Annotated in this window: 20 protein-coding genes; 9 read left to right on the forward strand and 11 right to left on the reverse strand. The window is 59.8% G+C overall.

Annotation, left to right across the window (positions count from 1 at the left end):
• Window positions 1–2: 2 nt before the first annotated feature.
• The 8 genes from FJ248_00565 to FJ248_00600 all read left to right on the forward strand — a co-directional run bounded on the left by FJ248_00565 (window position 3) and on the right by FJ248_00600 (window position 7,702).
• The gene (locus tag FJ248_00565; protein MBM4119382.1) at window positions 3–1,604 is read left to right on the forward strand and encodes an iron ABC transporter permease; all 1,602 of its coding nucleotides are present in this window, start codon (window positions 3–5) and stop codon (window positions 1,602–1,604) included.
• Complete coding sequence (locus FJ248_00570) at window positions 1,601–2,713, forward strand: ABC transporter ATP-binding protein (GenBank protein ID MBM4119383.1); 1,113 nt, start codon at window positions 1,601–1,603, stop codon at window positions 2,711–2,713. Before FJ248_00565 ends, FJ248_00570 begins: the two co-directional genes overlap by 4 nt.
• Window positions 2,714–2,857: 144 nt before the next feature.
• A complete protein-coding gene (gene exbB / locus FJ248_00575; protein ID MBM4119384.1) occupies window positions 2,858–3,283 on the forward strand; it encodes a TonB-system energizer ExbB in 426 nt (141 codons plus the stop codon).
• On the forward strand, window positions 3,273–3,647 hold the full coding sequence (locus FJ248_00580) for a biopolymer transporter ExbD (GenBank protein MBM4119385.1): 375 nt from the start codon (window positions 3,273–3,275) through the stop codon (window positions 3,645–3,647). Before exbB ends, FJ248_00580 begins: the two co-directional genes overlap by 11 nt.
• Window positions 3,644–4,462 (forward strand): energy transducer TonB, encoded by an 819-nt coding sequence (locus FJ248_00585; protein MBM4119386.1) that lies wholly within the window; start codon window positions 3,644–3,646, stop codon window positions 4,460–4,462. The genes FJ248_00580 and FJ248_00585 overlap by 4 nt, the downstream gene beginning before the upstream one ends.
• Before the next feature lie 12 nt (window positions 4,463–4,474).
• The gene (locus FJ248_00590; GenBank protein MBM4119387.1) at window positions 4,475–4,813 is read left to right on the forward strand and encodes a hypothetical protein; all 339 of its coding nucleotides are present in this window, start codon (window positions 4,475–4,477) and stop codon (window positions 4,811–4,813) included.
• Complete coding sequence (locus tag FJ248_00595; protein MBM4119388.1) at window positions 4,810–5,253, forward strand: hypothetical protein; 444 nt, start codon at window positions 4,810–4,812, stop codon at window positions 5,251–5,253. The genes FJ248_00590 and FJ248_00595 overlap by 4 nt, the downstream gene beginning before the upstream one ends.
• A 118-nt stretch (window positions 5,254–5,371) precedes the next feature.
• A complete protein-coding gene (locus FJ248_00600; protein ID MBM4119389.1) occupies window positions 5,372–7,702 on the forward strand; it encodes a TonB-dependent receptor in 2,331 nt (776 codons plus the stop codon).
• A gap of 130 nt (window positions 7,703–7,832) precedes the next feature.
• Here FJ248_00600 and topA read toward each other — a convergent pair whose 3' ends face one another.
• The 8 genes from topA to FJ248_00640 all read right to left on the reverse strand — a co-directional run bounded on the left by topA (window position 7,833) and on the right by FJ248_00640 (window position 17,967).
• Window positions 7,833–10,178 (reverse strand): type I DNA topoisomerase, encoded by a 2,346-nt coding sequence (gene topA, locus FJ248_00605; protein MBM4119390.1) that lies wholly within the window; start codon window positions 10,176–10,178, stop codon window positions 7,833–7,835.
• A gap of 176 nt (window positions 10,179–10,354) precedes the next feature.
• A complete protein-coding gene (locus FJ248_00610) occupies window positions 10,355–11,866 on the reverse strand; it encodes an Rne/Rng family ribonuclease (GenBank protein MBM4119391.1) in 1,512 nt (503 codons plus the stop codon).
• A 164-nt stretch (window positions 11,867–12,030) separates the two neighbouring features.
• Window positions 12,031–13,152, reverse strand: a complete 1,122-nt coding sequence (gene rodA / locus FJ248_00615) for a rod shape-determining protein RodA (protein MBM4119392.1) — start codon at window positions 13,150–13,152, stop codon at window positions 12,031–12,033.
• A complete protein-coding gene (gene mrdA / locus FJ248_00620) occupies window positions 13,145–15,019 on the reverse strand; it encodes a penicillin-binding protein 2 (GenBank protein MBM4119393.1) in 1,875 nt (624 codons plus the stop codon). The genes rodA and mrdA overlap by 8 nt, the downstream gene beginning before the upstream one ends.
• Before the next feature lie 12 nt (window positions 15,020–15,031).
• Entirely contained in the window at window positions 15,032–15,520 is a 489-nt protein-coding gene (locus FJ248_00625) for a hypothetical protein (GenBank protein MBM4119394.1), read from the reverse strand.
• Window positions 15,517–16,380 carry a rod shape-determining protein MreC gene (gene mreC, locus FJ248_00630; GenBank protein ID MBM4119395.1) on the reverse strand — a complete coding sequence of 288 codons (864 nt, stop codon included), beginning with the start codon at window positions 16,378–16,380 and terminating at the stop codon, window positions 15,517–15,519. Before mreC ends, FJ248_00625 begins: the two co-directional genes overlap by 4 nt.
• A 27-nt stretch (window positions 16,381–16,407) precedes the next feature.
• A complete protein-coding gene (locus FJ248_00635) occupies window positions 16,408–17,457 on the reverse strand; it encodes a rod shape-determining protein (GenBank protein ID MBM4119396.1) in 1,050 nt (349 codons plus the stop codon).
• A 21-nt stretch (window positions 17,458–17,478) separates the two neighbouring features.
• Entirely contained in the window at window positions 17,479–17,967 is a 489-nt protein-coding gene (locus FJ248_00640; GenBank protein MBM4119397.1) for a hypothetical protein, read from the reverse strand.
• A 99-nt stretch (window positions 17,968–18,066) separates the two neighbouring features.
• Here FJ248_00640 and FJ248_00645 point away from each other — a divergent pair, with 99 nt between their 5' ends.
• A complete protein-coding gene (locus FJ248_00645; protein MBM4119398.1) occupies window positions 18,067–18,768 on the forward strand; it encodes a hypothetical protein in 702 nt (233 codons plus the stop codon).
• 24 nt (window positions 18,769–18,792) lie between these two features.
• Here the strand turns inward: FJ248_00645 and queA are convergent, their stop codons facing one another.
• Genes queA through FJ248_00660 form a run of 3 tightly spaced genes read right to left on the reverse strand, consistent with a single transcriptional unit; the run spans window position 18,793 to window position 21,199 of the window.
• On the reverse strand, window positions 18,793–19,803 hold the full coding sequence (queA, locus tag FJ248_00650) for a tRNA preQ1(34) S-adenosylmethionine ribosyltransferase-isomerase QueA (protein MBM4119399.1): 1,011 nt from the start codon (window positions 19,801–19,803) through the stop codon (window positions 18,793–18,795).
• Complete coding sequence (locus FJ248_00655; GenBank protein MBM4119400.1) at window positions 19,803–20,939, reverse strand: SpoIID/LytB domain-containing protein; 1,137 nt, start codon at window positions 20,937–20,939, stop codon at window positions 19,803–19,805. Before FJ248_00655 ends, queA begins: the two co-directional genes overlap by 1 nt.
• A gap of 2 nt (window positions 20,940–20,941) precedes the next feature.
• Entirely contained in the window at window positions 20,942–21,199 is a 258-nt protein-coding gene (locus FJ248_00660) for a DUF2905 domain-containing protein (GenBank protein ID MBM4119401.1), read from the reverse strand.
• Between the last annotated feature and the right edge of the window lie 8 nt (window positions 21,200–21,207).

Consider the following 21,207-nt stretch of genomic DNA (forward strand, 5'->3'; position numbering starts at 1 on the left):
CCATGTCGGCCCTCACCGCCGTCAGACACACCGCCGGCAGCCCCTTGTCAGTGCTTGCGCTGACCGTCGCTGCGCTCTTGCTGGCCCCGCTACTCTACGTGGTGACGCTGGCACTCTCAGTCGATCCCGCTGTCTGGCAACGTCTGTGGGCCACACGTATTCCAGAACTCCTAACCAACACGGCATGGCTGGCGGCCGGCACCGCTTTGGGGACCTGCCTTCTCGGTCTCTCGCTTGCCTGGATTGTCGTCCGCTACGAATTCCCCGGCCGTCAGATCTGGGAATGGGCCCTCGTGTTACCGTTGGCCATGCCGACCTACGTTTTGGCTTATGTCTATGCGCATCTGGCCAGCCTTGGTGGCCCGCTCGACGACCTGTGGCAGCACTTCGCCGGTCCGCAAAGCCATCTGCCTTCGCCGCAGAGCCTTGGCGGCACCACGCTGGTCATGACGCTGGCCACCTTTCCCTTCGTGTATCTGCTCACCCGAGTTGCGCTGCTGAACTACAATGTGTCGTTCGACGAAGTGGCCCGTTCGTGCAACGCCTCCCGCCTACGCCGCCTGTTTGGTGTTACACTGCCGTTGTTGCGGCCGGCCATTGTTGCCGGCTTGTCGCTAGTGATCCTCTATGTCGTGTCAGATTTTGGTGCCGTGTCCCTACTCCGCTTCCAGACACTGACTTACGCGGTCTATCAGCAGATGACCGGCCGCTATGATACCACCGCCGCCGGTGCCTTGAGCCTACTTCTGGTCATCTTCGCCCTGCTCTTCTTCGCAGCTGAACGCTGGTTCCGTCAGCGCAGCCGTTTCTACCAATCGAGTGGACGTTTCCGAACATGGGACCGCTGTCGCTGCGGCACGGGAGGCACGACACTGATCCTGCTTTATCTGGGCCTCGTCCTGGGTGCCGCATTTCTCGTACCGGCCGGCCTGCTCGTCGAATGGAGTCTTTCTGCCATTGCACAGCACGCCGTGGATCAGCGCTTTTGGGGCTTTGCCGGAAACAGCATGATGCTGTCTGGACTGGCGGCCACCGTGGCCGTTCTGCTGGGCACCCCGCTGGCATCGCTCGCCAGCCGAAAACCGTCCCGCGTGAATCTATTCTGTCTGCAGGCGGCTTATGCCGGCTACGTCGTGCCGGGACCGGTCGGCGCACTCGCGCTGCTCGTGCTGTGTTTGCACTTCGCACCCTGGTGGTACGGCACGGCCGTTGTCGTCGTGCTGGCCTACGTGATCCATTTCCTGCCGGCCGGATTGCAGTCGCTCGAGCCAGCCTTTCAGCAGATCAACCCGAACATCGAAGAAGCGGCGCGCTCGCTTGGCCTCAATGCCTGGCAAGCCCTGCGCCGCGTTACCCTGCCGCTGATCAAAAACGGATTTCTGGCCGCCTGGGTGCTGATGTTTTTACAGAGCATGAAGGAATTGCCTGCGACCTTGCTGCTCCGTCCGGTCGGTTTCGACACGCTGGCCGTGCGGGTCTGGTTGGAAGCGAGCGAGGAATATTACCAACTGGCCGCCCCGGCTGCACTGCTGATCGTCCTGCTGGCACTGCCAGCCTTGTGGCTACTCGTGGCCAGGGACTGGCGGGCATCGATGCGCACATGAAACCGACTGTCTCCGCACAACCAGACTATGGTGCCGCTTCACAAACCCACAGCCGGCGGCCTGTCGTCCTGGACCTCCGTGCCGTGAGCTGCCGGTACGGCAAAGATCGGGCTGCGATCATCGACATTTCGCTCACGGCACAGGAAGGCGAAATCCTTTGCCTGCTCGGCCCATCCGGCTGCGGCAAGACGACCACGCTGCGGGCCATCGCCGGATTCGAACCGGTGACGGACGGCGAAATCCGGCTCGGCGGACAGCTCGTGTCATCGCCGGATATCTGCACGCCACCGGAAACGCGGCGCGTCGGTATGGTCTTTCAGGAATATGCCCTATTCCCCCATCTGCGCGTGGCCGACAACGTCGCCTTCGGACTGCACGAGCTGCCCCGCGAGGAACGCACCGCTCGCGTACAGCGTATGCTCACGCTGGTCGGCCTGACCGATTTCGCACGCCGCTTTCCCCATGAGCTCTCCGGCGGCCAGCAGCAGCGCGTGGCGCTGGCACGTGCACTCGTCCAACAGCCGGTCGTGCTGCTATTGGATGAACCATTTAGCAATCTCGATCCGGACATGGCGAGTAAAATGCGGCAGGATCTGCACGATCTTCTGCGGCAGACAAACACCACAACCGTTCTGGTGACCCACGATCACAATGAAGCCTTCGCCATGGCCGACCGCATTGCCGTGCTCAACAACGGGCGTCTGGAGCAGTTCGACACGCCGGAGACGGTTTATCACACGCCGTCCACGCCCTTTGTCGCAGATTTCGTCGGGCAGGCCGACTTCATTCCGGGCACCATCCACGGTGACCTTGTGGCCACGGAGGTCGGAGAATTCCCGACTTCGTCGGAATACCGGGGCGGTGCCGACGTGGAGGTTATGGTCCGGCCAGACGACATTCACATTCTCCCGCTAGCCACGGCCAAGGCCTATATTCAGGCCCGGCAGTTTCACGGCTCCGAAAATCTCTACACGATCAGCCTGCCATCCGGCCGGATCGTGCACAGTAGCGAACCCTCGACCACTGTGTATCCCGTCGGTACGCCGGTGGAGTTGCACGTCATCGCCACTCACACGGTCCTCTTCGAGCGACACACCAACCGCTCCTGACCGCCGGCAGCGGCCCCTCATGTCGCAAGCCAGGAAGCAGGCATCCGGAAGCCCAAATATTGTATTGACAGCATACTGCCATTTTTGTTATTGATACTAATTATCAAATTCAATTTTTAGCGCTCGCTGCGCAAGGACTGTCGCATGGAAGGCTTGAAAGAAGCGGTGGATTACGGGGTGATCGGGCTACTCCTGGCGCTCAGCGTCTGGTCAGTAGCCGTGGCCGTCGAGCGCTGGGTGTTCTACCGCCGCGTGGACGTGCGCCAGTTCCCCTCTCTGCAGGAATGTGAAATTGCCCTGACCCGGCGACTGGTGATCATCGGCACGGTCGCCGCCAACGCCCCCTATATTGGCCTGCTGGGCACTGTGCTGGGCATTATGCTCACCTTCCATACAATGGGTACCTCCGGCACCATGGCTGTGAGCACGATCATGATCGGCCTAAGCCTGGCCCTCAAGGCCACGGCGGCCGGGCTACTGGTGGCCATTCCCTGCGTGGTCATGAACAACGTGCTGCGCCGCCGCGTGACGGAATTGATCGCCCACTACAAGGCCTCGCATGGATCGTGAACTCGACCAGATCAATGTGATCCCGCTTGTGGACGTCATGCTGGTACTGCTGGTCATCGTGCTGACCACCGCCACCTTCATCACCACCGGACAGATTCCGGTGGACCTGGCCAAGTCGAAGCAGGCGGGCGACCGGAAAGACGTGTCGTTGATCCTCACGTTGACGAAGGAAGGCCAGCTTTTTCTGAATGAGCAGTCCGTGACGCGGGAGGGCCTCCAAATCGCGATGGCTTCTCATCCGCGCGAATCGCTGGTTGTTGTGCGCGCCGACCGCGTGACGCTGCTGGAACGATTTGTCGAGGTCGTGGATGAGGTCCGTGGGCTGGGATTCCGTCAGGTCAGCCTGGAAGTAGTGAAACTGTGAGTACGCTAGCAATGCCCGACAACCAGCTGATCCATTCCTCTGCGTTCAGCTGGGCTTTTTCGGTCCTGTTCCATGCCGCCGCTGTCGCTGCAGCGGTTGTCGTACTGTCGGATCTCCGCCTGGCGCCGCAGCCGGAGCCCTTCAAATGGGATGTCTCCGTGGTCGAGCCGATGATGCAGCCCAATACGACGCGCCAGGCACAGCCGACACCGCCGCCCCCCCCGCAGCAGGAACCGAGCAGCGAACCGGTGAAACCGCAACCGGTGGTTCAGGCGGTGCAGGCCGTTCAGCGTGTGGTGCAGCAGGAGGTGCGGACGGTCACGCCGGTCGTGCAGCCAACCCCTCAGCCGATGGAAACTATCGCCAGAACTGCGCAGCCGATCGAGCCGGTTGCTGCGCCGATCCAGCCAGCCGACGCCCCTGCAGCCCCCGCCGCCGCTCCAGCCGTCAGCTCCGAACCGGCCCCTTCAACCGTCGCCGCCGCGGCGGTGACGCAGATGCCGGTCCGGTCCGCGCCGGCCCCACAGCGGGACTATGGCTGGCTAGCCGAAACGCTCCGGGACCGGATCGAGGAATTGAAACGCTATCCACCGATGGCCCGGATGAACAACTGGCAGGGCAAGGTCGTGCTCAAATTCGTGGTAAAGGAAGACGGGACGGTGGAAAATCTTGAGGTCGTGCAGAGTTCTGGCCATACCGTGCTCGACGAGGCAGCGATGGATACCATCCGACGCGCCTCCCCCTTGCCCCTGAAGCACGAACTAGGCAAGCCGCGGGTCACCTTCCAGTTCCCGATCAATTACATGTTACGTTGATCAGGAGGTGTTATGAGTATCCGGTATCGATCACTAGCATTCGTCGTTCTGGCCGGCAGTCTGTACGCAGCCACCATTGGATTGGCCGGTGAATTGGCCACCAAGGAACCTGAGGAAGTTGCCGACGAAGAGAAAATTAAATGGGCCCAGGCCGCCAAGATCTCTCTCATAGAGGCAATCAGAACGGCCACGATGCACACACCGGGGCAGGTCATCGAAGCGGGACTCCACGCCATCCACGGCCGCCTACTCTATGAAGTCGAGGTGGTAAGCAAAGACAACCGCGTTGTGGAACTGCTCGTAGATCCCCAAACCGGCAAACTCATACAGCAGGGAGAACTCAAGAAATGATTTCGCCAGCCATGAAGCTTGGAATCCCCATCCTGCTTGCCATGCTCCTGACTTCCGGTCCGGCCGCTGGGGCGCAGGGCAAGGCGGACAAATCATTCCAGGCTGTCCTGACCGACGCCCAGGGCGTCGAAACAGACGTAAAGAACGTCATTTTCTATTGGGAGGAAAAGATCAGCGAGGTGGCCTTTGTCCCCCACGAACTCAAGCAGATCCCAGTCAAGCGTGGCACGACAACGGTCAATGTCAAGTTCGACACGATCAAGATTATTGACGTGAAGCCGTCATCTGACCCCAAGATCCTGCCTACGCTGATGATCACACTGACCAACGGCAAGACCGGCGAATTTACGCTGGCGATCGACGGCAAGTTTAAGGGTGAGTCAGACTTCGGTGAAGTTGAACTGCCCGCCAGCGGTTTAAAGAAGGTGGTTTTGAAATGAGCCGCACGACTTCAGTATCAATGGAACTTTTCTGGTTGCCACGCCCCCCGACCACCCATCGCTATGATGGGATGGTTGTCGTTTCCCTGATTTAACCAGCCCTACGAAAGGAACGGTCATGCATCCCGATATTGTAAAATTGAGAATGAGAATTATAACTATTCCTGTTGTTTTGCTAGCTCTCACCGCAGGGGCAGGGTCGGCCTCCTCTGCCCGAGCGGCGGACGCCGATGCGCCGATCGTGCTCGATGAGCCCGTCAAAGCTGAAACCAAGAAGCCAGACGAAAAGGCGATCAGGCTGCCTCTGACCGAGGTCATCGGCCTTGGCGAACATGCGTTGGAGCACATCCCCGGATCCGGCCGGGTCGTTACGAAGGAGGATCTGGAGCAGAACCACCGCTTTACGATCAATGAGGCTCTGCGCGAAGTCCCGGGCGTCAACGTGCGAGACGAGGATGGATTTGGTCTACGGCCGAACATCGGCATCCGCGGCCTCAACCCGACTCGGAGCACCAAGATTCATATCATGGAAGACGGCGTGCCCATTATGCTTATGCCCTATGGGGACCCCTCCTCCTATTACTTCCCCCCGCTCTTCCGGTTTGACCGGATCGAGGTGCTCAAAGGGAGCGGGCAATTGCTCTACGGCCCGCAGAGCGTCGGCGGTGTCATGAACCTGATCACGCGTATGCCACCCGCCACGCCGGAGGGCCACTTCCAGCTCACTGGCGGCAACCTGAGCTACGTCAACACGCACCTCGACTACGGAGGGATGTGGGGCAAAAGTGGCTATTTTGTGGACTATACGCACTACCAGGGCACCTCACCGCGCTTTTTCCAAAACCGGACTAAGGTAGACGACGTGACGTTCAAGAACGTGCAGGAACTGAGCGACCGTACCACGATCCTCTCGAAGTTTAACTATTATCGGGAGGATTCCAACATCGGCTACCAGGGCATCACGGAGCAGCAGTGGGGCCAGGACAAACATCATTCGCCGTTTCATAACGACAACATGGACTTTCGGAGACTCGGATTTCATGTAGCGGTCAATCACATGCACACCGCCAACCTGACTTCCACGACCAACTTTTTTGGACACTACATTTCACGGGATTGGGGGCGGCAGATGCAGGATAAGGACGGTGTTTCAGGAGGAACCTGCACACTCTCATCTGGCAGCGTGGGTGGCGACTGTGTCACCGGCAACAGTATTAACGCCAGTGCCACCCAGGCGCTGCCAGCCAACGGGCGGTTCGTCAATGCCCGCAAGTACTGGGTTTACGGCGTGGAACCACGGTTCCACCTGGACCACAAGCTGCTGGGCGTAAACTCAGAATCGGACTTCGGCGTCCGCTATATGCATGAACAGTCGGAGCGCAAGCAGTTCATCAACATCTCTTCAGGCATCGGGACGACATGCCCGACGACCCAGACTGGCTGTCTGGGCGAGGACACGCTGCGCACCACCAACGCCTATTCGATGTTCTTCCAAAACCGGTTCCACGTTACCGACAAGGTTACGATCACGCCCGGACTCCGCGTGGAGCACGTGAATTACGATCAGCTCAACAAACGCTCCAATAACGGCGTTGGTGCATTCGCAAAGAGCCACCTCACCGAGGTGCTGCCGGGCATTGGTATAACCTACTCGCCGGTCAAGCAGTACACAGTGTTCGCCGGCGTCCATAGGGGATTCGCGCCGCCGCAGATCTCCGATGCCATTCAGTCCGATGTCGTGACGGATCTGAAAGCGGAAAAAAGCATCAACTATGAAGTGGGCCTGCGCGGGCAACCGGTCCACTGGCTCGGCTTCGAGACGACCCTATTCCGGATGGACTTTGAGAATCAGATCATTTCGCAGACGGTGGCCGGCGGCTCAGGCTCCACAAATACCAATGCGGGACGGACAGTCCACCAGGGTATCGAGCTGGGCACCAAGATGGACCTGCTCGATTTGGCGCGGAACCGGCCGGACAAAAACGAGGACATAGTGCTCGATTTGAATTACACCTGGGTGGGCCAGGCCGAATACAGGGGTGCACGGAACAGCACCATCACGGGCTCCGCACTTCTCACTGGAGAAGCATCGACCTTCAGCGTCACCGGGAATCGCCTCCCCTATGCGCCGAAGAACATGCTGACCGCGGGACTGGGCTACGCCAACCGTGGCTGGGGCTTCGACGCGCGAGTGGAATCTCAGTGCATCAGCGACATGTTCGGCGACGACCGGAACACTCACAATCCGACGCCGAACGGCCAGCGCGGCATCATCCGTGGCTGGTGCGTCGTGAACGCCTCGGCCAACCAGTACGTGAAGGCGATCGACACGACGCTCTTCCTCACTGGGAAAAACCTATTCGATCAGCAGTTCATGGTGGACCGGACTCGGGGCATTTATCCGGGCCTGCCGCTGCTGGTGCAGGGCGGCGCGAAGTGGACGTTCTAGCCTTGATGCCAGAGCATCCAGAGACGGAACCGACGTGCGCAACATGGCCACCGCGACTACCGTCACGGTGGCAGAGCCGGTTCAGTCGGGCACGTATCAGAAAAAACCGGGAACGAGCGGACGGGCCTGATCAGCCGGCTTCCTTGTAGCCGCAGTCCTGGTTGCGACACTGGATGCTGGTGCCGCTCTGTTTACTAATCTTCTCGACCAGGAACGGCGCCTTGCAGTTGGGGCAGACTTTGTTGACGGGCTTGTCCCAGAGCGCGAACTCGCAGTTGGGATAGTTGGCGCAGGCGTAGAAGGTGCGGCCCTTCTTGCTGCGTTTCTGGACAAGGTTGCCGCCATCCTGTGGGCATTTGACACCGAGCGGAATGGCTTTGGTCGTCTTGCAGTTCGGATAGGCCGAGCAGGCCATGAACTTGCCGAACCGACCGATCTTGATCACCATCGGCGAGCCGCATTTCTCGCACTTCTCATCAGTGGTCATGTCCTGCTTGGCGATGATCTTCACCGTACCGTCCGGCAGCCGCTCGAAGTTTTGCGTGTTCCGGCAAGGCGGATCCTCTTTATAGCCCGGGCAGGCAAGAAACTTGCCGTTTCGCCCCCACTTGATTTCCATCATCCGTCCGCACTTTTCGCAAGCGATGTTGGTCGGCGGCTCGACGATATCCTTGGGGCCCGCAATGTCCTTGGCCTTCTCCATGTCCTTGGCAAAGGGCCCGTAGAAGTCCCGCACGGCCTTCACCCAGGGCTTCTCCCCTTCCTCCACCTCGTCGAGCTCCTTTTCCATCAGCGAGGTGAAGTCCACGTTCAGAATGTCCGGAAAGCCCTTGATGAGAAAATCGTTGACAGTCTTGCCCGTCTCGGTCGGGATGAACCGGCCCTCGATCTTCTCGACATACTTGCGGTCCTGGATGGTTGAAATGATCGCTGCGTAAGTCGAGGGGCGACCAATGCCCTTCTCCTCCAACTCCTTGATCAGCAGGGCCTCGTTGTAGCGCGGGGGCGGCTGGGTGAAGTGCTGTTTGGGCACGATGCCCGGGACCGTCTGGCCGTCCTGCTGCATTAGCTTGAGCTTTTCACCTTCGGCCAGTACCGGCAGTTGTCGTTCGGCCTCTTCGTTCTCCTGGTCTGCCTTGCGGCTCTGCTCGGTGAGCTCGGCGTCCTGGCCTTCCATATAGACCGCGAGATGGCCGGGGAATTTCACCACCGTCCCGTTGGCTCGAAAGACATACCGCTCTTTCGTGGCCTGCGGCACACAGTCCACCCGCGTCACTTCCATCACGGCCGGCGACATTTGTGACGCGACGAACCGGTTCCAGATTAGCTTGTAGAGCTGATAGTGATCGCGATCCATGAACTGTTTCACGGATTCGGGATCGCGATGCGCGGAAGTCGGACGGATCGCTTCGTGCGCCTCCTGTGCTGCCTTCTGCGTTTTGTATACGTTGGGCGTCCCTGGCAGGTACTCAGCCCCAAACCGCTCGCGGATGATCTGCCGCACATCTTCCGTTGCTTCAGCAGAGATGCGGGGCGAGTCGGTACGCATATAAGTGATCAGCCCAACCGGTCCTTCCTTGCCGATTTCCATCCCTTCATAAAGCTGCTGGGCAAGCGTCATCGTTTTGCGAGCCGTAAACCGAAGCTTGCGCGACGCTTCCTGCTGCAGACGGCTGGTGATGAAGGGCGCGACCGGGTTGCGTCGCTTTTCCTTCCGCTCGATGGATTGCACCGCGAAAGTCTTGCCCTGAACGTCGGCCACGATTTTCTCAGCCACTTCGCGTGACGGGACAACTGCATCCTGGCCGTTGAAGCTGTGCAGGCGCGCGTCAAACGGCGGCGGGTTCTTACCGGCCAGCGTGGTGGTGATGGACCAGTATTCCTCCGCCCGGAAGGCTTCGCGCTCCAGCTCGCGGTCACAGATCAGCTTCACCGCCACGGACTGGACACGGCCCATGCTGAGCCCGCGGCGCACCTTCTTCCAGAGCAGCTGGCTGCCTTGATAGCCGACAACGCGATCCAGCACCCGGCGGGCCTGCTGCGCATTGACCAGCTTCATGTCGATTTCACCAGGCGACTGCAACGCGCGCTTGATGGCGGATTCAGTGATTTCGTTGAAGCGGACACGGAAGATCTTCTGGTCGGCTGGCTTCTTTTTACCCTTGGGCTTTTTTCCGCCTCCGAGTTCCTCAGCAATGTGCCAGGCAATGGCCTCGCCCTCTCGATCCGGGTCGGGCGCCAGGTAGACTTTGTCCACTTCCTCAGCTTTTTTCTTGATGTCGGCCAGCACCTTGGCCTTGCCTTTGATAGTGACGTAGTGCGGCTTGAAGTCGTCGTCGAGATCCACGCCGAGCTTGCTCGTCGGCAGATCCTTCACGTGGCCAACCGAAGCCATGACCGTATAACCGCGCCCCAGATACTTAGTGATGGTCTTGGCTTTCGCCGGGGACTCGACAACGATGAGCGACTTTGCCATTTGACAACGATCCTAAACGTGTTGTGAACGAATCAGCACTGCAGGGGCTGAGATATATACCCGAGTCGGGCGATTTTCAAGCTTCTGCACATTTTACCCCCCTGATACAACCAGGCTCCGGCGGTTCACAGATTACGCTTATCAGCTCCAGCCGGGCGTGGAGCCGCACCACTGCATCAGAGCGCGACGATGTCATATTGCTCTAAATGTAGCAACGGATCGGGCTTGATGACGAACTTGACTCGGTACTCGCGTTGTATGGATTCGACCCCGCCATATTCCTCCCCGCTGAGCAACTCGGCTACGGTGGGGTGCACGCCGATGACAATGATCTGATCGTCTGTCGTGCCTTCGAGCCGCTGCAGCTCGCGGAAGACCTCGTAAACCACTGTCGTCGGCGATTTCGTGTAACCACGCCCGTCGCAATAATGGCAGGGCTGCGACATGGTACGCAGCAGGTCCTCGCGTACGCGCTCTCGCGAAATCTCGATGAGTCCCAGGTCCGAAATCCGGGAAATGCGCGTGCGCGCCTTATCGCCCGACATAGCGTCCACCAGTGCCTGGTACACGCGTTCGCGATTTTTCTCCCGCTCCATGTCGATGAAATCGACGATGATGATGCCGCCGATGCCGCGCAGCTTGATCTGGTATGCAACTTCCTTGACGGCCTCAAGGTTGTTCTTGAGGATTGTCTCCTCCTGATCACGTTTGCCGACGAACCGGCCGGTGTTGACATCGATAACCGTCATGGCCTCGGTGTGATCGACGACGATGTAGCCGCCGGACTTGAGCCACACCTTGCGGCTCAAGGCACGAGCGATCTCCATTTCCACACCCAGATGATCAAACAGGCTCTCCTCTCGATTGTAATAGTGAACGCGCGAGACCTGATCGGGCAGGAAGCGTTTCACGAAATCACGAACGGCGTCGTATTCCTCCTTCGAATCAATGAGTAGACGATCCACCTTCTTTGAAAACAGATCGCGGACGATACGGAAACTCAAGGACAGGTCCGCATGCAACAAAGCGGGGGACGCCCCGCGCTCGCGCTTGCTCAACACATCGTTCCAGAGAGCTTCGAGAAACTCCACGTCGGAACCCAGCTCCTCCTCCTTCACACCCTCGCTCACCGTCCGCACGATGAACCCGTGGCCCGGCTTGCGCAGGCGCTTGACGATCTCCTTGAGGCGGGCCCGCTCCTCGTCGCGGGGAATCCGGCGGGACACACCCACGTGCTCGACGCCCGGCATGAACACCAGATACCGCCCCGGCAGCGAGACGTAGGTCGTCACGCGGGGACCTTTTGTCCCGATCGGCCCCTTAGAAATCTGGACCATCAGCTCCTGCCCCTCTTTAATCAATTGTTCGATGGGCTGGCTCGACTGGCGGCGCTTCGGGACTTCCCCACCCTTGTCGCCATCTTCCTCGTCGCTATCGATCAGCGTGTCGCCCGCCTCCGCGTCAACCGAGAGATCTGATACGTGCATGAAAGCTGCCTTGTCCATCCCGATATCGATGAACGCGGCCTGCATGCCGGGCAGCACCTTGACCACCCGGCCCACGTAGATGTTTCCGACAAAATCCTTCTGTTTGGCGCGATCGATGTACAAATCCGTCATCACGCCGTTATCTAAGACCGCCACGCGGGTTTCCTCCCGCGAGACATTAATCGCAATTTCTTGTCCCATACTCACCTTCTGCGCCGATCGCCGACGCGCTGATTAATAGAGCAGCGTCAGTCGACGCTGTGTAATGTTGAGCACCCGTCCCAGCGCAGCCATTATGGCCACGGTCGAACTGCCCTTAATTCATGATGGAAGCGGGATTGCTCCATGCCTTCCTGAATTTCATTTTAGTAAAAGAGAGTCAGACGCCTCCGTTTGATGTTCAGCAGCAGGCCTAATGCCGCCATGGTGGCCACGGTGGAACTTCCGCCGTAACTCATCAGGGGAAGCGGGATGCCCACGATAGGGAAAACTCCCGCCGTCATACCGACGTTGATGATCAGGCAGAACGACAGCATCGCGATCAGGCCGGCGGCCAGCAGCGTGCCAAGCATATCCTTGGCTTTGACCGCAATTTCTAGCGACAACCAGATCAAGCCCGTGAACAGTCCCAGCAGCACCAGCACCCCTAGAAATCCCCATTCTTCCGCATAGACGGAAAACACGAAATCGGTGTGCCCCTCCGGCAAAAACTTCAACTGGCTCTGCGTCCCGCCGTAGAGGCCTTTCCCCAACACCTCGCCCGACCCGATCGCGATGCGCGACTGCAAGCCATGATAGCCCCTCCCACTCGTGTCGTAGGCGGGATTCACGAAGGTCATGATCCGTTCGCGCTGATAATCATGCAGCGATTCCCAGACCGCCTCCCAGGCAAACGGAAACAGCATCACCGCAAATAGCAATAGCAGCCCCATCGCCTTGGACCGCATGCCGACCACCAGCAACATCGAGAGGTAGACCGAGAAATAACTCAACCCGCTGCCCAAATCGGGTTGCTTGACGATCAGCAGCAACCCGGGGAGCATGATCAGCCCCGGCAGCACCACCCGCTGCGTCCAGCCCTGGCGTGGACTCTTCGCATAATAGGTCGCCAGCGTCAGCACCAGCACCAGTTTGGCAAACTCTGACGGCTGGAACACCAACGGGCCGATGGGAATCCAGCGCTGCGCGCCGTGGCTGGTCTTGCCAGCCACCAACACGACGGCCAGCAGCACGAGCAACAGCGCATAGAGCACATAGGACATTCGGGCGATCTTGTGGTAGTCCACCATCAGTGCGACGACAAAGGCCACGCACCCAATCCCGATCCACCCCAATTGTTTGAGATACATCGGCGTCCCCAGCTGCGCGTAGGTCACGCTGTAGATGGACAGGACACCGAGCGACAGGATCGCCGCGATCAGGCCGAGGAACCGCCAGTCGAACTTGTCGAACGCCAGCGAGTGGTTGTCCAGCATACGGTCAATCATGATGGCTCCGCATCGCGACTGCCACGCGCGGCGCGTCTCTCGTCACCGACTCCATCGGCTTTGATTTGATATAGGCTTCGATCACCTGCCGGGCCAGCGGTGCCGCCGCCGTGCCACCGTGCCCCATGTTTTCCACGAGCACCGCCACGGCGATGTGCGGATCGTCGGCCGGTGCATAGGAGACGAACCAGGCATGGTCACGCAATTTCTTGGCGACATCCCTATTTTTCTTTCGGTCGTTTTTCTGGGATACCGTCTGCGCTGTCCCAGTCTTACCCGCAATCCTGACCAGCGGCGTGCGTGCCCGGGCGGCTGTGCCACGCGTGACCACCCCTTCGAGCGACTCGTGGAGCAGTTCGTAGGTTTCCGGCTTGAGCGCGAGCCGGGGACGTGGCACGGACGGCAATTCCAGCACCTGCGTCGTCGCCCGATCCTTAATGGCCCGCACGACGCGCGGGCGAAACGACTCGCCGTTGCTAGCCACCGTCACCATGACCATCGCCATCTGCATCGGCGTCACGGTCGTGTAGCCCTGCCCGATAGCGACCGAGATCGTCTCGCCCGGCAGCCAAATTTCGTTTTTCACTCGCGTCTTCCAGGCCGTAGATGGCACGATCCCGACCCGTTCGGACGGCAGCTCCACGCCGGTCTTTTGTCCCAGCCCGAACCGATCGGCATACTCCGCGATCGCATCGATGCCCAACCGATGACCGATCGTATAGAAAAACACGTCGCAGGAGTTCACGATCCCGTCCACGACATCCATCATGCCGTGGCCCTGTTCCTTCCAATCGTGATACACGCGCCTGCCGAACGGAAACCCGCCCGTACAGCGGACCTGCGTGCTCGTGTTCACCGTACCGGTCTCGAGCCCGGCCGCCGCCACGATGATCTTGAACGTCGAGCCCGGTGGATACTGCCCCTGCAAGGCGCGGTTGGTCAGCGGATGGCTCTCGTCCGTGACGATCTTATCCCACTGCTTGGGCGTCAGTGCGTGCGACAAGATGTTCGGATCGAAGACCGGCCGGCTTGCCATGGCTAATACATCGCCCGTCCGTGTCTCGATTGCTACGATGGCGCCGGCCTCCTCGCCCAACAACTGCTCGGCCAGCGTCTGCAAGTGGACATCGATCGTCAGATAGAGATCGTCGCCGGCCTGTGGCTTCTCAACCTCGACCGTCCGCTTTTCATGGCCCAGCGCATCCACCTCGACCAGCTTCTGCCCGACACGCCCGCGCAAAAACCGGTCGTAGGTTTTTTCAACCCCGTACTGGCCGATGATGCTGCCCAGGTGCAGCTCGGCATAGTCTGGCTTCTCCAGCTGATCCGACGACACTTCGCCCACGTAGCCCAGCAAATGCGCGGCCGTGGAGCCACCGGGATAATTCCGCTGGGACTCCGCGCGCACCGTCACACCTGGCAGATCCAGCCGGTGAGATTCGATCAGAGCCGCTTCGCGAAGCGTCAGCCCATCCTTGACCTTCCGCGCAAGCAGTTTACTACCGCGTTCGGCCAGTTTTTTACGGACTGTCGTCTCATCGAGGCCGACGAGCTTCACCAGCGCCTCCTCGAGCGCCTTGCGGTCCTTCACATCCTCCAGTGTCACGTAGAGACCGAAATTGAGCACGTTGTTGGCCAAGAGCACGCCCTGCCGGTCGTAGATCAGGCCGCGCACCGGTTCCAGCACAACCGCCCGCCTCCGATTGTTCTCTGCGAGATCGCTGTAGTAGCTCCCCTCACCCACCTGGAGATACCAGAGCCGGCCCGTGAGCACCCCCACCACTAGGAGCAGACTGATCTTGAACAGCGATAGCCGCTGATGAAGGTCCCTCAGTTCCTCTCGCCGTATCCCGTGATCTGTGCTCATACGGTATGGCCGTTACACCAGCGCGTCGTCTTGCTTGAGCAGTTTTTTAGCCAGCACCCAGTACAGCGTGATGCCCAGCACAGTGTCGAGTGCCGCCTCCGGCAGGAGCACTGATTGGGCTACCGCCAGGGCCTCTTCGTGCTGACCCGCGCCGGTGATGAGAAACACGACGCCCGATGCAAGCGATAGCCCCGCCAGCACCGCCCCCGCGGAGACGAGTGTGGCACGGGTCAGATAGTGCCCTGCGACGCCAGCGATAAGGCCGACCGCCCCCTTCGCCAGCGCATTGGTCCATCCATCGCCGGCTGAAAACAAATCCTGCTGCAACCCCAGCAACAGCCCCATCCCCACGCCGTCCGTCATGCGGCCAAAGAGACCGATCAGACTGATGGCCACCACGCACAGATCGGGCCGGATCCCGCCGACGCTGGCATGCTCGAGCACCGTCACCTGAACCGGCACAAGACCCATCGCCAAAGTCAGATAGAGCAGCGACTTCATGACGGCTTTGCCCCTTTCGCAGCAGCTGGAGCAGCAGGCTCCTCGGCGCGCGGCGTCGTCACCACCAGCACTTCCTCCAGTTTCGTAAAGTCCACCTCCGGCTCCACGTCAGCCGCCTGAAAAAGCACCCCCTCCTCCTTCTCGATCCTTGTGATGGTGCCAATCGGCACGCCTTTGGGAAATTTGCCCGTGAGTCCGGACGTTACCACTGGATCACCCACGCGCACCGTCGAGAGCAGCGGAATGTATTTCAGGCGGGCTTTGCCGGCGCGCGTGCCCTCGATAAGGCCCTCGTCGCGTGTCCGTTGCACGAGCGCCGGCACGGCATTGTTCGGATCGGTAATCAATAATACGACAGCAGTGGTGGCGGTGGTCTTGACGACGCGCCCGACCGCTCCGGTGGGCGTGATCACACTCATTTCGACTTCGATTCCGTCGCGGGCGCCCTTGTCGAGAATGACACCCTGGTACCAGTTGGTGGCATCGCGGCCAAGGACCTGTGCCGCGACCGTGCGAGACGGCGTCCTCCCCTGGAACTTCAGGAGTTCGCCCAGACGGTGGTTGGCCGACGCCAGTTCACGCAGGTCGGCCACCTGCCCGTGCAGGAACTCAATTTCCCGTTTTAATTGCTGATTTTCTTCATGGATGTTGCGAAGAGCGACGTAGTGGTCCCAGGCGCCCCCGGCACGGCGGTCCGCCTCGGAGAACAATTCAAGCGGCAGCGAGACGATGTCGGCGAGAGGCACTCCGATGGCCTGGAGCAGCCCCCGGCTGTGTCTGGGCAAAACGAGCACAAACAATAGCAGGCTTGCGCAGAGCGCGAGCAGCACTCGCCTAATTACAGATGTCGTTCGAAACATGAACCATCCCTGGGCGGGATGGGGCCCTTACCGCGAGCTGCTGTATTGGGACACCACCGTGACCTTGCGCAGCAGGTCCAACTCGTCCAAGACTTTCCCGACCCCCAGTACAACGGAAGTCAACGGATCGTCTACGGTGATGATCGGCAGATTAGTTTCCTCCCGCAGCCGGATATCCAGGCCTTTCAGCAAGGACCCGCCCCCGGTTAGAACAATCCCACGATCGATGATATCGCCAGCTAGCTCCGGAGGGGTGTTCTCCAGGGCCACCTTGATCGCATTCACGATCGTACTGATGGGCTCCTGAAGCGCCTCCCTAATTTCAGCGTCATCCACCCACAACGTTCTGGGGATGCCCGAAATCAGGTCCCGCCCTTTAATCATTAAGGTCTTTTTCTGCTCGAGAGGATAGGCCGAGCCGATCTCCAACTTGATATGCTCGGCCATGTGTTCCCCGATGAGGAGGTTGTACTTTTTCTTGATGTAATTCAAAATTGCGTCTTCCATGCGGTCGCCAGCCACTTTGACGGATTCGCTGTAGACGATACCGCCCAGCGAGATAACCGCGATGTCTGTCGTGCCCCCACCGATATCCACCACCATGTTGCCGGATGGCTCGGTGATCGGCAGCCCGGCCCCGATGGCAGCCGCCACCGGCTCTTCAATCAAGTAGACCTCGTGCGCGCCGGCCAGCTCGGCGGAGTCGCGCACCGCACGCTGCTCCACCTGCGTAATGCGCGACGGCACCCCGATGATGATCCGGGGCCGCACGAACATGCTGCGATTGAGCGCCTTGTTGATGAAATAGCGGAGCATGCGCTCGGCCATTTCGAAGTCCGCGATCACACCCTCTTTCATCGGACGGATCGCCGTGATGTTGCCTGGCGTACGGCCGAGCATCTTCTTAGCCTCCGCGCCAAAAGCCAGCGCCTGCTCGGTCTTCTTCTCGATCGCCACAACGGAGGGCTCGTTCAACACGATACCTTTACCGCGTACGTAAACCAGCGTCGTCGCAGTGCCAAGATCAATTGCAATGTCGTTGGAAAACCAGCCGAGGACTTCCGAAACAAATCCCACTGTCTGCTCCCTTATGCCCGCTTACTCGTGTAATTCCAATTGACCACTATCCAGGACCTGCGTCCGCGCGATTTCGTCACCAAGCCGGGCGCCCTGGTCGTTTCCAATCAGCAGCAGCGCTTCAAATAGCACGATGCCACCCGCCAGCAGCCAGCCGACATAGGGCACCAGAACTAACAGATACGCAAATACCAGCGGCAGATTGCGAATGATGGATTCCCTGAACCCCGAAAATTCCTTCGTCCGTGGCACCACCGTCTGCAACCCGATCAGCCGCTTCCCCAGACTCTGCCCGCCGGGAAATCCGTCGGCAATCAGCGCGTATGCCAAACCGGCGAGCCAACCGATTGGTGATAGTACCTGGCTGGACGCCGCCACCAGCAATCCATCAATCGCCTTGGCGAGGAACCGGTTGAGGACGTGCGCTTTGGGATAGACCCCGGTGTACAACGGGCTCGTTTCCCACGTATCCTCCGCCAAGCGACCTCCTCGCAACGGGCCGCAAAGTATAACAAAACTCCCCCGAGATCACAAATTTAGCCCCGCGAAGGTCGAATAGGATTCCTGCCCTTGCGTTTCACTGGAACGACCAGTAAAATCGCCCTCGCTATGATTAAACTACTGCGTGAAGGCAATTATCGGTATCCGTGGCTGCTCAAGGGCGCCATGGCGGCGATCGCTATCACGTTTATCGTCGGCATGGGCTGGTGGGGCTACGGCGAGGCACAGTCCGACGCGGTTGCCACCGTCGGCCCGCTCAAGGTCTCGCGCGACGAGTTCACGCGCCGTCACAAAAACATTTACGAATTCAGCAAAAAGCAGAAGCTACCCGACACGTTCAAGGAAGAAGTCCTCAAGGAGATTGCCGTCGAGCAGATTGTCGAGGAAAAACTCTGGCGGCTCGCGGCCGAGGAGATGAATCTGGCTGTCTCTGCTGCGGACCTGCGCGACGCCATCATGCAAATCAGGGATTTTCAGACCAACGGACAGTTCGATCCCGAGTTGTACAAGCGCCTTCTGGCCTTTAATAAGCTGACCCCGGCCCAGTTCGAAGCGGAATACTCCAGCCGTTTGCTCGGCGACAAGGCCATGACCGTCATTCTGGACGCCGTGGCACTGACACCGGCCGAACTGGCCGAAGCCAAGGCCCTCATGGCCCGCCCGTCTTCATCCGAACCAGTTGCCGGCCTGTCTGCCAACGACCGCATTCTCCAGGACATGCTGGTTCAGAAGCAACAGCGCGCGCTGGTCGCCTTTAAAGACGCCATGCGCACGAAGGTGCAGGTGACGATCAGAAAAGAAATACTCTAGAATCGCCCCGCATTCACTCTCGCCCTACTGCACCAACATCGCATCCCCGTAACTGTAGAACCGATACTTCTCCCTGACCGCCTCGGCATAGGCCCTGCGAAGCGGTTCTATGCCAGCGAAGGCTGAAACGAGCATGAGCAAGGTCGTTTTCGGCAGGTGGAAGTTAGTCATCAACACGTCCACAACCTTGAAGCGGTAGCCCGGGGTGATGAAGAGACCAACGTCGCCCTGCCTAGGTTGTACGGTGCCATTTGAAGATGCGACTGACTCAAGTGTGCGCACAACCGTGGTGCCCACCGCCACAATCCGACCACATGATTTTTTGGTTTCGTTGATCGCATCCGCCGTGGCCTTGGAAATCTCTGCCCATTCTGTGCCCATTCGGTGTTCTTCGATTTTTTTCGCTGTCACAGGACGGAACGTAGCCGGCCCGATGTGGAGCGTTACCGTGGCAGTCCGCACACCCTTGGTGTTGAGCGCCGCCAGCAGCCGCTCCGTGAAATGCAGCCCCGCCGTCGGTGCGGCAATCGCACCGGCCTTGCGCGCAAAGCGCGTCTGGTACCAGATTTTATCCAGTTCGGTGGGCTCACGTTTGATGTAGGGGGGCAGGGGCATCCGCCCGACCATCTCAAGCAGCGCAGGCACAGAGGAGGAAAACTGCATGATGATCCCGCCCGCTCCCTGCTCCATCACCGTCGCGGTCGCACCGCCGTCCAGTTCGATCACCTGCCCCTGTTTCGTACCCTTGCAGAGCACTTCCCAGCAATCTGTTGCGACCGGCCTGACCAGCACCAGCTCCACTTGCCCGCCGCCCGGTTGTTTGCGTCCGCTCAGGCGTGCCGCGAGGACTTTCGTATCATTGACGACGAGGAGGTCACCGGAGTTCAGCAGCTCCGACAGGTCCGCAACACGACGATGACCACAGGCCTCACCGTTCTTCGGTACAACGAGGAGGCGCGCTTGATCGCGCGGTTCAACTGGATGATCCGCAACCAACGAAGGATCGAATGGAAAATCGAATTCGGAGAGGAGCATTACTGTGCGAGCGCTGATGCGCGACGGATTTCAGTACCCGGAAAGTAGTAGGAGAGAATGGTGGTGTACGGATAGCCGCGCTCTGCCATTTCCTTAGCGCCCCACTGGCAAAGCCCCACAGCGTGGCCAGAGCCGCGTCCCGACAGAACCACCTCCATCCCCATGGACTCCACGTTGAACTGCGTGCTGAGGATAACCGAGTAGCCGATCAGACGGCGAAAATCCTCCCCTCGCAGAATCAATTCGCCGCGGGAATGAAGAATCCTGAGCTTGGTCACCCGGCCGGCCCTGCTGTAGGCAAAGGGCGTGAGGCTCGCAATCGCGCCCACGTCCACGCCCTGCTTTCGGAACGTCGCTTCCAAGTCAGCGAGTTTTAATACCGCACGCCACTGGTAGCGCGGCGCGTTTACGTCAAAGGGGCAGTCCACGCCTTTTAAGTACGGCAAGTCCTTGGACCAAACATTCATCGCATCTTCAGTCGGGCCGGCCGCCGTGGACGAAAAAGCCGCATAGATCGGCGCGTTTTGATAGGCCACGGCCAGCCCGCGCGTGGATTCTACCGCCTTCTGCACACGCTGATCCACGCCCTGCCGCCCCTGATAGACCTGGTCCTGAACGGTTGAAACGAGATCGTACTCGCGTGCCTTGTTCAGCATCCGCTGATAGAGGGCATAGGTCCGCGCGACAACGGCCTGGGCCTTGAGCGCCTCCAGATGCCAGCCCGGCGACATTTCGGCTGGCACGACACCCTTGATGTATTCCTCCAAATCCACATCGTTGACGAGGGCCAGCCCGCTCCCGCGCGTCAGCACTTTCAACCCCCCGCCGACCGCCAGCGGCTTCGCATCACCATTCCCGCTCGTCACTACCAGATCGCCACCGCGGCTGCGGATCGTCACGACATCGGCTGACACCCTCACGCCGTTGAGTGCAATTCCGCCCGCCGCGGGGCTGACCACGACCGAACTGGAAAAGGCGCGGGTGTCCCTATTCGGCACATGGACCATCACGCCTCGCTGGGCAAAGATTTCGACCCGCTGCACGTCCTGCTGCATCAGCACGCGCACCGTGTCATCAGCAAAACTGATTCCGGGGAGTAGGAGGACGCACGCTGCGAACAACGCCGCAACCGGCATGGTTACCGTTTCGAGAACAGATAGATGAGCAGGCTTAACACGACACTGATCACAATGCTCGTCGTCAGCGGAAAGTAAAAACTGACCCCCTCTCGCTTGATGGAAATATCACCCGGGAGTTTCCCAACCCAGCCGAACCACTCGCTTAACGGCCCACTTTCAGCGTGCCCCTTGGCCAGCAACAGGACGACTATGCCAGCGAGCATCAGCAGCCCGCCCGCCACCAGCAGCATCTTTCCCAAGCCGTCGAGTTCCGGCATGGTCCGGC

Origin of the sequence: Nitrospira sp., assembly GCA_016873435.1 — a bacterium.
GTDB lineage: Bacteria > Nitrospirota > Nitrospiria > Nitrospirales > Nitrospiraceae > VGXF01.

Coding starts and splice junctions, on each gene's coding strand:
- FJ248_00565 (MBM4119382.1), top strand. CDS start 3: ATGTCGGCCCTCACCGCCGTCAGACACACCGCCGGCAGCCCCTTGTCA.
- FJ248_00570 (MBM4119383.1), top strand. CDS start 1,601: ATGAAACCGACTGTCTCCGCACAACCAGACTATGGTGCCGCTTCACAA.
- exbB (MBM4119384.1), top strand. CDS start 2,858: ATGGAAGGCTTGAAAGAAGCGGTGGATTACGGGGTGATCGGGCTACTC.
- FJ248_00580 (MBM4119385.1), top strand. CDS start 3,273: ATGGATCGTGAACTCGACCAGATCAATGTGATCCCGCTTGTGGACGTC.
- FJ248_00590 (MBM4119387.1), top strand. CDS start 4,475: ATGAGTATCCGGTATCGATCACTAGCATTCGTCGTTCTGGCCGGCAGT.
- FJ248_00595 (MBM4119388.1), top strand. CDS start 4,810: ATGATTTCGCCAGCCATGAAGCTTGGAATCCCCATCCTGCTTGCCATG.
- FJ248_00600 (MBM4119389.1), top strand. CDS start 5,372: ATGCATCCCGATATTGTAAAATTGAGAATGAGAATTATAACTATTCCT.
- topA (MBM4119390.1), bottom strand. CDS start 10,178: ATGGCAAAGTCGCTCATCGTTGTCGAGTCCCCGGCGAAAGCCAAGACC.
- FJ248_00610 (MBM4119391.1), bottom strand. CDS start 11,866: ATGGGACAAGAAATTGCGATTAATGTCTCGCGGGAGGAAACCCGCGTG.
- rodA (MBM4119392.1), bottom strand. CDS start 13,152: ATGATTGACCGTATGCTGGACAACCACTCGCTGGCGTTCGACAAGTTC.
- mrdA (MBM4119393.1), bottom strand. CDS start 15,019: ATGAGCACAGATCACGGGATACGGCGAGAGGAACTGAGGGACCTTCAT.
- FJ248_00625 (MBM4119394.1), bottom strand. CDS start 15,520: ATGAAGTCGCTGCTCTATCTGACTTTGGCGATGGGTCTTGTGCCGGTT.
- mreC (MBM4119395.1), bottom strand. CDS start 16,380: ATGTTTCGAACGACATCTGTAATTAGGCGAGTGCTGCTCGCGCTCTGC.
- FJ248_00645 (MBM4119398.1), top strand. CDS start 18,067: ATGATTAAACTACTGCGTGAAGGCAATTATCGGTATCCGTGGCTGCTC.
- queA (MBM4119399.1), bottom strand. CDS start 19,803: ATGCTCCTCTCCGAATTCGATTTTCCATTCGATCCTTCGTTGGTTGCG.
- FJ248_00655 (MBM4119400.1), bottom strand. CDS start 20,939: ATGCCGGTTGCGGCGTTGTTCGCAGCGTGCGTCCTCCTACTCCCCGGA.
- FJ248_00660 (MBM4119401.1), bottom strand. CDS start 21,199: ATGCCGGAACTCGACGGCTTGGGAAAGATGCTGCTGGTGGCGGGCGGG.